At 47.1% G+C, this 12457-nt stretch carries 3 protein-coding genes; 1 reads left to right on the top strand and 2 read right to left on the bottom strand.

What is annotated here, in order from left to right:
• Positions 1-149 precede the first annotated feature (149 nt).
• Complete coding sequence (locus GCU44_RS21720; protein ID WP_206670869.1) at positions 150-302, top strand: hypothetical protein; 153 nt, start codon at positions 150-152, stop codon at positions 300-302.
• A gap of 329 nt (positions 303-631) precedes the next feature.
• Here the strand turns inward: GCU44_RS21720 and GCU44_RS21715 are convergent, their stop codons facing one another.
• Both GCU44_RS21715 and GCU44_RS21710 read right to left on the bottom strand, forming a co-directional pair.
• Complete coding sequence (locus GCU44_RS21715) at positions 632-1579, bottom strand: PorP/SprF family type IX secretion system membrane protein (RefSeq protein ID WP_154859499.1); 948 nt, start codon at positions 1577-1579, stop codon at positions 632-634.
• Positions 1580-1832: 253 nt separating this feature from the next.
• Positions 1833-11966, bottom strand: a complete 10134-nt coding sequence (locus GCU44_RS21710) for a BspA family leucine-rich repeat surface protein (RefSeq protein ID WP_154859498.1) — start codon at positions 11964-11966, stop codon at positions 1833-1835.
• Positions 11967-12457: the final 491 nt, after the last annotated feature.

Raw genomic sequence — 12457 nt, 5'->3', positions numbered from 1 at the left:
TTGCTCCTCAGCAGCGCCCACTTCCGTTTCGGACCGGCATGGCAAAATTCAAAACAAAAACCTACATTTACAACCTGTCAAAATTCCCAGCCATATACCATATGACCGTAGATCAGATCCTGAACTAAGAAGGGAAGCTGCCCGGCGAAGTGACACTGGAGGATAAACCGGAATTTGAGCGCATCAAACTCATCAACCAATTGGACGAGGACGACCGTAGCACCGTATTCAAGATCATCGATACCATGCTCACCAACAAAAAGTTTAAGGATTTCTTTCAGGAAAATGTCGCGGCTCTTTAAAGCAAAAACCCGGACTGGCCGGGCTTTTATTTCGCCTATTTGCACTAGAGCACACTTGCATTACCGGTAATTGCTCGGATCTTAGCGGGCAGTTGGCAAATAAATCCAGGTATTTATAACGGATGTTACTCCCAACATCATTGCAAGACAAGAGTCTTGTGAGGGCCCCTTTATCAACCCTGTCGGACAGTATGTTACCGATAGGATCGTTAGAACCTGGCCTGTTTTCGACTACCCTGATATTGGTAACGTTGCGACCTAAAAATGAAGCTATGACTAAGAGCAGGCGGTGCCATCTTTCCTATTGCCTTACCTATTTTTCGCGGGCTCTACCAAATAGTCGGCATCTCCCGGCCCTCATTTCGCTGGCCGAACAACTGCAAAACAGCCGTAAACTCATGGATCCTCCCCGGTAAACGATAGCCCTGCGACAATGGAAATTCATAAATGTACCCCAACCGTAGGCCATTGGCTATTACCCCAAACTGGAGATGGCTCGCGTCGTTCACTCGGTGCCCGAGCCCCACCCATACCCGGTCCTGTAGCAACACCTTCATATTGAGATCTAGTTGCCTGGGTAGATCCCGCTGCAGCCGATACATGCCGTTTACGATTACCGATATATTCGGCCCCGCTTGATCACGAAAACCAGCTTGCACTACCTGAGCTGCCGGATAGGAATCCATAAACGCGTCCCCGGAAGTTAGCCTACCCCCATTCACCCGGTGTACTCCATAGCTCAGGTAATACTTTCGATGGGTCAATGCCAAACCCATGTTGAAATCCCTTACGGCCATATTCGTAAAGGAGCCCATGTACTGGCCCAACGTTGGGTCGTCCCGTTGTTCGGGGTTTAGTAAGGCCCCGTCCAGGCGAATCTGCTGATAACTCAAGCCAACACCCAAACGAAGGTTGTGTGAACTGCTCAGTCGGATACGTGAGGCATAGCCTAAAAGCAATTCGGTTTCTCGGAAGGCCCCATAGGTATCCTGCAGCAGATTTACAGACATCGCGTTTTTGCCCAGGAGATCGCCATCTGAGGAACCACCCAACTCCCCGAAATCGAGCTCGAAACTAAGAAAATAGGTTTTCGGGGAGCCTTCAATGCCGGACCATTGATTCCGCACAAAGCTTCGCACCGTGCTGCCTTCATAACCCGTAAGCCCCGCATTGAAGTAACTTTGAAAATGTGAAAACTGACTAATGTACTTCTGGGATTGAGACCAGCCCAACGTACTGATTAGTAAACTTAGCGTCAATAATAGTGTCCTTTTCATTTGTTTGTTATTTGTTTTTAATCGATCATCCCGATTGATCGGGAAAATCCCTGCTTACCAGCAGGCGGCTCCGATGCTTTCTATCGTTGCAGTAGGTAACATACCCGTCATGCATGCCGAACTCCGGGCAGGGTCCATTTGATCCCAGTGCTCTTTATACGATTGATAAAAACAAGTATGGAGCGGGGCGGAATTACCGAACCCACTACTCCATCTTTTTTAGTTCGTCTCGTCTTTGACACCTGATCTCAACTTATTTTCTGAAGAGGTTTAGGATACCCATCCGTTTCTCTCCAGTCTCAGGCACCTCCAATACCCAGGTATACGCGCCCGTAGGAAGCTCTTTTCCCCTGTACGTTCCATCCCAGCGAACATCCGGATCCTCGGTGTAGAATACCCGGGTTCCACTCCTGTCAAACACGTGAACTCGCGCTCCCTGGAAGAAACGAATACCGGGCACTCCCCAGCGGTCATTTGGCCCGTCATTATTCGGTGTGAAGGCATCGTAAACATCTATCGAATCTACGGTAGGACGGGTACGAATGATCTCAAAGAACTTGTCCAGCGTATTTCCGTCACGATCCGTCACCCGTACGATAATCGTGAAGACTGTCTTGCCCTCGGCACGAGCTGAACTACTCCAGAACAGACTGTTCTCGTTAATCTCGAAGTACGGATTGTCATAGCCCGGACCGAAGAGTTCAACCTTGTGGATGGGATCGATTGGATCTTGAATAGCAAAGGAGCCAATATTTATAAAGAAATTGGTTTCGTCACCGGCAAATTCCCTATTGCTCAACGTTACATCCAATGGACCGGGTTTTGCCGCCACGTTAACCGCTACAGAACCAATCGTTTCATCCGGATTTGTTATCCCCTCTGGTAGATCGAAGGTGCCTCGGAGGCTGTAGGTACCCCTTCCGAAAATATTTACTGCTTGGGTATCCCAACGAACGTCCACCTCAAACAACTGCCCATCCCGGGTCAGAACAGTCACCTTCGAAGGTAAAGCAGGTTCCTGGCCCCAGGCTGTCTCAATCGGCCCCAGTTCAGCAGCTACAAGGATCTTTGCGGCTTCAATTAGCAAGCTACCAGCGGAAAAGGATACCAGGTAGTTCGCATTCGCTGTCAACGTTCCCTGCCTGATTGCATACCTCCCCGGTACTTCCCCGGCCTCCCTTGCCAGGTCTCCTTTCAGAATTTCAGGAGCCTCATCCTCGCTCACCAGGCCAGTTACCGTGTACGTAAGTACAGGATCATCCTGTCCAAAAATTTTGATCTTATTTTCCGCTTTCACCTGCAGTACAGCAGGGTTGATCTCCAATTCAGCTCCTGCCAAAGTAATCAAATAGTTTTGATCCTCTCCACCTGTCAGCGTAATTGCATAGATTCCCACGTTCGAGCTGGCTGTCGCGGTCGTAGCGATGCTTGGTTCGGTAGCCACCTGCGTGTCCCCGTTCACCAGGCCTTCGTACCTAAAGGTCAAACTCGGGTTTTCCTCCCCGTAAGTCTTGCTCTTGTTATCTGCCGTGATCCTCACCTTCGCCTTACCAACCGTCAGCGTGCCATTCTTCAATTCAATCTCGTAGTTATCGTCTGCTCCACCCGTCAGTTCGATCGGATAATCGCCCGCTGCTGAAGCAGCAGTGGCGGTCGTAGCGATACTTGGTTCGGTGGCCACCTTCGTATCCCCATTCACCAAACCATCGTAGGTAAAGGTCAAACTCGGGTTTTCCTCCCCATAGATCTTGCTCTTATCGTCAGCAGTGATCGTCAACTTGGCCTTACCAATTGTTAGCGTGCCATTTACCAGTTCAATCTCGTAATTGTCATCTGCTCCACCCGTCAGTTCGATCGGATAATCGCCGGCTGTTGAAGCAGCAGTGGCAGTCGTAACGATACTTGGTTCGGTAGCCACCTGCGTGTCCCCGTTCACCAAGCCTTCGTACCTAAAGGTCAAACTCGGGTTTTCCTCCCCATACGTCTTGCTCTTGTTATCAGCCGTGATCGTCACCTTCGCCTTGCCAACCGTCAGCGTGCCATTTACCAGCTCAATCTCGTAATTGTCGTCCGCTCCACCCGTCAAGGTAATCGGATACTCACCCGCTGCTGAAGCAGCAGTGGCGGTCGTAGCGATGCTTGGTTCGGTGGCCACCTTTGTATCTCCGTTGACCAAGCCTTCGTAACTGAAGGTCAACTCAGGGTTTTCATCCCCGTAGGTGTTGCTCTTGTTATCTGCCGCGATCGTCACCTTCGCCTTGCCAACCGTCAGCGTGCCATTTACCAACTCAATCTCGTAATTGTCGTCCGCTCCACCCGTCAAGGTAATCGGATACTCACCCGCTGCTGAAGCAGCAGTGGCAGTCGTGGTGATACTTGGTTCAACCTCGATCTTCGTATCCCCGTTTGTCAGTCCACTGTATGTGAAGGTCAGCTCCGGATTGTCTTCGCCAAAAGCACGCTGCTTGTTATCTGCCGTGATCGTCACCTTGGCTTTACCAACCGTCAGGGTACCATTGACCAATTCAATCTCGTAATTGTCGTCTGCTCCACCTGTCAAGGTGATCGGATAATCGCCCGCTGCTGAAGCAGCAGTGGCAGTCGTGGTGATACTTGGTTCGGTCTCGATCTTCGTATCGCCGTTTGTCAGACCACTGTAGGTAAAGGTCAACTCCGGATTGTCTTCGCCAAAAGCACGCTGCTTGTTATCTGCCGTGATCGTCAACTTGGCCTTACCAATTGTTAGCGTGCCATTTACCAGTTCAATCTCGTAATTGTCATCTGCTCCACCCGTCAGTTCGATCGGATAATCGCCCGCTGCTGAAGCAGCAGTGGCAGTCGTAAGGATGCTTGGTTCGGTAGCCACCTGCGTGTCACCGTTAACCAGTCCAGTGTAGATAAAGGTCAACTCCGGATTGTCTTCGCCATAGATCTTGCTCTTACCGTCAGCAGTGATCGTCAAATTGGCCTTACCAATTGTTAGCGTGCCATTCTTCAACTCAATCTCGTAGTTATCGTCTGCTCCACCCGTCAAACTGATCGGATAATCGCCCGCTGCTGAAGCAGCAGTGGCGGTCGTAGCGATGCTTGGTTCGGTGGCCACCTTTGTATCTCCGTTGACCAGGCCTTCGTACCTAAAGGTCAAACTCGGGTTTTCCTCCCCATAGGTCTTGCTCTTATCGTCAGCGGTAATCGTGACCTTCGCCTTACCAACTGTTAGCGTGCCATTCTTCAACTCAATCTCGTAGTTATCGTCTGCTCCACCCGTCAGTTCGATCGGATAATCGCCCGCTGCTGAAGCAGCAGTGGCGGTCGTAGCGATGCTTGGTTCGGTGGCCACCTGCGTGTCACCGTTAACCAGTCCAGTGTAGATAAAGGTCAACTCCGGACTGTCTTCGCCATAGATCTTGCTCTTGTTATCAGCCGTGATCGTTACCTTGGCTTTACCAACCTTCAGGGTGCCGTTTACCAGCTCAATATCGTAATTGTCGTCTGCTCCACCCGTCAGTTCGATCGGATAATCGCTTGCTGCTGAAGCAGCAGTGGCGGTCGTGGTGATACTTGGTTCGGTATCAATCTTCGTGTCCCCATTCACCAAACCATCGAAGGTAAAGGTCAACTCTGGGTTTTCCTCCCCATAGGTCTTGCCCGTATCGTCAGCGGTAATCGTGACCTTCGCCTTACCAACTGTCAGCGTACCATTCTTCAATTCAATCTCGTAATTGTCGTCTGCTCCACCCGTCAGTTCGATCGGATAATCGCCCGCTGCTGAAGCAGCAGTGGCGGTCGTAGCGATACTTGGTTCGGTATCAATCTTCGTGTCCCCATTCACCAAACCATCGTAGGTAAAGGTCAACTCTGGGTTTTCCTCCCCATAGGTCTTGCTCTTATCGTCAGCGGTGATCGTTACCTTGGCTTTACCAACCGTCAGGGTACCATTGACCAATTCAATCTCGTAATTGTCGTCTGCTCCACCTGTCAAGGTGATCGGATAACCGCCCGCTGCTGAAGCAGCAGTGGCAGTCGTGGTGATACTTGGTTCGGTCTCGATCTTCGTATCGCCGTTTGTCAGACCACTGTAGGTAAAGGTCAACTCCGGATTGTCTTCGCCAAAGGTCTTTTGCTTGTTATCTGCCGTGATCGTCACCTTGGCTTTAATAACATTAAAGGTCACCTCTTTCTCTCCAGTATAATTTCCGCTACCGGTAATGGTAATCATAGCAATACCTACATCTGTGTTGTTTTCGTAGCTAAGCGTGTAATCTGTATCCAGTTCCAAGGTAGTTTCGCCGTCTTTTACTACAACTGATGGTTCAAGGGCAGAGCCCATATACGTCTGATCGGCTATATTTTCTACCGTAAGGACAGAAATATTCGCAGGGACTAGTTCGTATGATGCTGCAAAACCATCATAGACAACACTTCCATCAGTACTGAAAGTGACGTACATGGAACGACCTGTACTTCTTACAGCGTCAGGTAAATCCGTGCCGTTAAATTCACCTAATAAAGGGGCTTCATCGCTCGTGCCATCATAAATCCTGACATAGTCACAGCATGTTTGCAACTCAAATTCAGAGAATGATAGTTCTATATTAAAAGGATTTGTATTGGTCGGCTCAATAAGCCAAGAACATGATTGATTATTTATGTAATTTCCATCGACACTTCCATCTGAAAATGAGCCTGATTCGTCCGTGAATGTAGACCCGCCACTACAATATGCTGTCGTAGTAAAACTCTGTTCTTCCCCATATACCGTGATACCTGAGGCTATTGCATATGCCTTCACATAATACGTTGTATTCAACGTTAATCCTGTCAAATTCTCTGAAAATGAACCAATTCCAGAACCTGCTTGCAAGACGCCATCTTCTGTAGTAGGGTTTGTGGTCGTCGAATAAACAAAACCGCGTTCGGTAACCAATGCATCTTCAACTCCAGCGAACTCACCCCCAAGAGATGCTGATTCATTGTCGAAAGTAGTAATCGCTGTAGTGGTAACGGTAGGTAGCGGTATTTTCTGGTAAGATGCTGCAAAACCATCATAGACAATACTTCCATCAGTACTGAAAGTGACGTACATGGAACGACCTGTACTTCTTACAGCGTCAGGTAAATCCGTGCCGTTAAATTCACCTAATAAAGGGGCTTCATCGCTCGTGCCATCATAAATCCTGACATAGTCACAGCAATTTTCTAATTCAAATGCAGAGAAAGAAAGTTCTATAATAAAATTATCCGTGCCGGATGGCTCAATAAGCCAGGAACATGATTGATTATTTAGGTAATTTCCTTCGACACTTCCATCTGAAAATGAGCCTGACTCATCTGTGAATGTAGACCCTCCACTACAATATGCTGTCGTAGTAAAACTCTGTTCTCCACAAGCCTCCGTACCGGCCGTATCTCCCAAGATAGACCATATTCGAGTCGTAGTCAGGGTCGTTCTTGCAGCGGCTGCATTGGTGCCATAGCTCAGGCCATTTGCGCCCAGTGTTTTGTCCACGACATCCGTATTATTCTCAGCCCAGCCTATCAGGGTCGCACTGTAATTGGCGCAGTCCAATCCGGAATCATCCAGCATATTGCTTAGATCCACCTCTGAATTCAGCGACCAGCTGCCCAGATTCTGATTGAAGGCAGATGCACCTTCGAACATACTCGACATATCGCTTACATTAGCGGTATTCCAGGAACTGATATCCTGATTAAATGCAGTAGCTCCTTCGAACATACTCCACATAGTAGTCACATTGGCGGTATTCCATGAACTGATATCTTGATTGAAGGAGGTTGCATCATTGAACATAAAACTCATGTCGGCTACCTTTTCGGTATTCCATGAACTGATATCTTGGTCAAATACATAGGCTTGGTAAAACATCGTGCTCATAGTAGTCACATTCCCCACGTCCCAGTTGCTGATATCCTGATTAAATGCACCGGTTTCTCCAAACATAGCTGCCATATTGGTCACCTTAGAGGTATTCCAGTCACTGAGGTCCTGGTTAAAAGCTGCAGCTCTGTAAAACATTTGCTGCATGTTGGTTACATTGGCAGTATTCCACGCAGCTATATCCCCGTTAAAAACAGTCGCAGCTTGAAACATATAAGACATATTGGTTACATTCTCTGTATTCCAATTGCTTAAATCCTGATTGAAGGCAGCTGCTCCATTGAACATCGCAGCCATATTGGTAACATTCACGGTGTTCCAGCTCCCGATATCCTGGTTAAATGCGGTAGCACTAGAAAACATACTGTTCATATCGGTGACATTGGAGGTATTCCAATCCTTGATCGTAGCCGGGCCATTTAGCAGCTTGCAATTTGAAAACATCAATGCTAAGCTCGTTACCCTCGCTAAATCGGGTAGATCCGATGCTGTAATTTCTAAATTCTCACAGCCAAAAAAGGCTTCTTCCATGCTGGTCCAAGCAGCCGTGCCCCACTGCTCCACATCTACCAAGCGACTTTTTTCATTATTATTACCCACATAAAACCTTTCCAGATGGGTGGGTTCTATTTCCAGACGGATTTTTTTACCACTTGGCAAGTCGCTTATTGTTCGCTCTACCTCGGTTCCTGATTCAAACGTCCCGGTTCCGCTGGCACCCATTGGAAGCTCCTGCCAACTATAGGAAACGGAACCCGCTGAATTTGAGGTGAAAAATCGAATCCGATCAGCAAATATTCCCTGCTTACTCAAATCCCAAATAGTCACAAAATAATCCGTATCAGCCAGGGACGGAGCCAACTCACAAGCCTCCGTACCGGCCGTATCTCCCAAGATAGACCATATTCGAGTTGTAGTCAGGGTCGTTCTTGCAGCGGCTGCATTGGTGCCATAGCTCAGGCCATTTGCGCCCAGTGTTTTGTCCACGACCTCCGTATTATTCTCAGCCCAGCCTATCAGGGTCGCACTGTAATTGGTGCAGTCTAATCCGGAATCATCCAGCATATTAGATAGATTCACCCCCGGATTCAGCGTCCAGCTGCCCAGATTCTGATTGAAGGCAGAGGCACCGGCAAACATACGCGACATATTGGTCACATTAGCGGTGCTCCAAGAACTGATATCCTGATTAAAGGAAGTTGCTCCATTAAACAGCGAACTCATATCCGTCACCTTTTCAGTATTCCAGGAACCAATACCTTGATTAAAAGAGGTAGCACCAGAAAACATTCGATACATATCCTCTACATTCCCTACATTCCATGAACTGATATCCTGATTGAAAACCGCAGCCCCTCGGAACATTTCGTACATCGTGTACACCTTTTCGGTATTCCATTGGCCAATATCTTGATTAAATGCGGTAGCACCTGAAAACATATAACTCATATCGGCCACATTGAGAGTATTCCAATTACCGATATCCTGATTAAATGCCTCTGCCCCTTCAAACAAGCTTGACATATTACTCACATTATCGGTGTTCCAGGTGTTGATATTGCTAGGGCCATTCAGCAGTTTAGCATTTTTAAACATTCTTGTCATATCTGTCACACCTGATAAATCAGGAGTATCTGATGCTGTTATCATCAAATTATCACAACCAAAAAATGCATTTTTCATGCTAGACCAGGAAACAGTACCCCATTGTGTTACTTGTACTAATCTGCTATTGGTATTACTAGTCGTTAGAAAGAAGAATCTTTCCAAGTTTGTCGGTTCTATTTCCAAGCGGATTTTTCCCTCAGTCGGTAAATCGGATATACTTCTTCTTACACCATTTATTCCCGATCCAGTATCAAATGAACCGCTTCCAGTTTCACCGCTAGGAAGCTGCTCCCAGCGATAATTAACCGATCCAGATGAATTATTTGTTTGAAAAGCGATCTGTCCATCTGACCCTCCCTCTTTACTCAAATCCCAAATAGTCACAAAATAATCCGTATCAGCCAGGGACGGAGCCAACTCACAAGCCTCCGTACCGGCCGTATCTCCCAAGATAGACCATAGTCGAGTCGTAGTCAGGGTCGTTCTTGCAGCGGCTGCATTGGTCCCATAGCTCAGGCCATTTGCGCCCAGTGTTTTGTCCACGACATCCGTATTATTCTCAGCCCAGCCTATCAGGGTCGCACTGTAATTGGCGCAGTCCAATCCGGAATCATCCAGCATATTGCTTAGATCCACCTCTGAATTCAGCGACCAGCTGCCCAGATTCTGATTGAAGGCAGAGGCACCTTCGAACATACTCGACATATCGCTTACATTAGCGGTATTCCAGGAACTGATATCCTGATTAAATGCAGTAGCTCCTGAAAACATACGCCACATCGATTCCACTTTTTCAGTATTCCATCCGCTAATATCCTGATTGAAAGCTGTGGCATCTCGGAACATATTCGACATACTGGTCACGTTGGCCGTGTTCCAGGAACTGATATCCTGATTGAAAGCAGCAGCATTTCGAAATAAACTGCTCATAGACTCCACTTTTTCAGTATTCCATCCGCTAATATCCTGATTGAAAGCTGTGGCATCTCGAAACATATTCGACATACTGGTCACGTTTCCAGTATTCCAATTGCTGATGTCGCTGTTAAAGGCACTGGCTCTTCGGAACATATTCGGCATGTCAATCACGTTTCCAGTATTCCAATTGCTTAAATCCTGACTAAAAGCAGTAGCCCCTTGAAACATACCCAACATGTCGGTCACATTAGCGGTATTCCATGAACCGATTGGCTGGTTAAATGCAACCGCTCCATCAAACATACTCGACATGGAAGTCACATTGGAAGTATTCCATCCGCTAATATCCTGATTAAATGCCTCCGCCCCTTGGAACATACTTGACATATTGGTCACATTCCCGGTATTCCAATCCTTGATAGTAGCCGGGCCATTTAGAATTTTACAAGAACTAAACATTCGACTTAAACTGGACACCTGAGATAAATCAGGCATATCGGTAGCGGTAATGTCCAAATTTTGCGAATTATTAAAGGCATTTTCCATACTAGTCCAGGAAGCCGTACCCCATTGCTCCACATCCACTAATCCATTCGCACTACCGAAATAAAATCTTTCCAGATGGGTAGGGGCTATTTCCAAACGGATTTTGGCATTTGCAGGTAAATCTTGAATTGTTCTCGGTGCGTCTGAACCTGCTTCAAATGTCCCCGTTCCCGTCTCCCCATCAGGAAGCACCTGCCAGCTGTAGGCAATGGGCCCTGTTGGATTGGAAGTAGAAAAGAAAATTTGATCACTTGAAATTCCCTCTTTACTCAAGTCCCAAATAGTCACAAAATAATCCGTATCAGCCAGGGACGGAGCCAACTCACAAGCCTCCGTACCGGCCGTATCTCCCAGGATTGACCAGCCTCTATCCGTAGTCAGGATCGTTCTTGCAGCCGCTGCATTGGTACCATAGCTCAGGCCATTCGCCCCGAGTGTTATATCTACGACACCCGGACTATTCTCAGCCCAGCCTATCAGGGTCGCACTGTAATTGGCGCAGTCCAATCCAGAATCATCCAGCATGTTGGACAGATTTACACCCGAATTCAGCGTCCAGCTGCCCAGATTCTGATTGAAAGAAGCAGCGCCAAGGAACATGTACGCCATAGAGGACACATTGGCGGTGTTCCATGAACTGATATCCTGATTGAAGGAAGTTGCCTCTCTGAACATAAAAAACATATTGGTCACGTTGGAGGTATTCCATGAACTTATATCTTGATCAAAAGCATGAGCTTCGTAAAACATAGTAAACATATTAATTACATTCCCCACGTCCCAATTGCTTATATCCTGATTAAATGTAAATGCCCCTTCGAACATCCTTGACATATCGATCACGTTCGAAGTGTTCCACTCGTTGATATTTGAAGGGCCATTCAGAATTTTACAATCCCTAAACATTTCAACTAAACTGGTCACCCTTGATAAATCAGGAGTATCCGTGGCAGTAATGATCAAATTCTCACAACCAAAAAACGCATCCCTCATTTGGGTCCAGGAAGCCGTGCCCCATTGCTCCACATCCACTAACCCCTCCTCAAAACTACCTGATCTCATATAGAATCTTTCCAGATGTGTCGGTTCTATTTCCAGACGAATTCTGGCATTTGCAGGTAAATTTTGAATTTTTCTCAATACGTTTGTTCCTGCTTCAAACGTCCCGGATCCACTGGCACCCGTTGGAAGCTCCTGCCAGTTGTAGGAAATGGAACCTCCTGAATTCGAGGTGCCAAATCGAAGTTCTGCAGTATAATTGCCCTGCTTACTCAAGTCCCAAACGGTGATGAAATTGTCGGTATCGCCCACAGCGGATGGAGTAGCCGTATCAGCTGAGGCCAGGCCAGGTGTCACATACAGACCGAGATAGATAATGAGGCTTGCAAAAACTGATTTCCAATTCTGATTTACCATAGTATTTTGTGAAAATGTCCGTTCCAGATGGATATAGAATTTTAGTTTTCACAAAACTATTGGTGGGTAATTTGATCTATTTATAAAAATAGCAGAACTTTTAATAAATTTGACCGATACGCTTTCTGTACATTAAACTTATTTATCTTGATTATAAACAAAAAAAATAGCGTACTTCGAACGGATTTTACCGATTTTCTCTCCCTTACAGGGAGTGGATAGTGGCAGTGAATCCTTTCAGCCTGCCATCGTTGAGCCATCGCCCCCTTGTATTTTTTTGAAACAGTCATCCGTTTTGCTGTCGTTTCAGAAAAGGACCGAATGGACCAAAAAAAAGCCTGCGTGTTCTGGAGTTAATACCCGAATAAGTGGAAGAAAACATGTGGACCACACCTTCGGTCCGTCCACCCCCTATTGGGGCCGGCACGAAGACCCGGACATAGAAATGGACTTTACCAACGCAGACAATCTCCGAACTTCGTTACATGCTC

This window comes from Cyclobacterium xiamenense, assembly GCF_009467825.1.
In the GTDB taxonomy this organism is placed as follows: Bacteria; Bacteroidota; Bacteroidia; order Cytophagales; family Cyclobacteriaceae; genus Cyclobacterium; species Cyclobacterium xiamenense.
The sequence above is the reverse complement of the archived record's forward strand: the minus strand, read 5'-3'. Positions and strand labels throughout refer to the sequence as shown.

What these genes read in the sequence shown, in the direction of transcription:
- GCU44_RS21715 (WP_154859499.1), bottom strand. Translation starts at nt 1,579, where the DNA reads ATGAAAAGGACACTATTATTGACGCTAAGTTTACTAATCAGTACGTTG.
- GCU44_RS21710 (WP_154859498.1), bottom strand. Translation starts at nt 11,966, where the DNA reads ATGGTAAATCAGAATTGGAAATCAGTTTTTGCAAGCCTCATTATCTAT.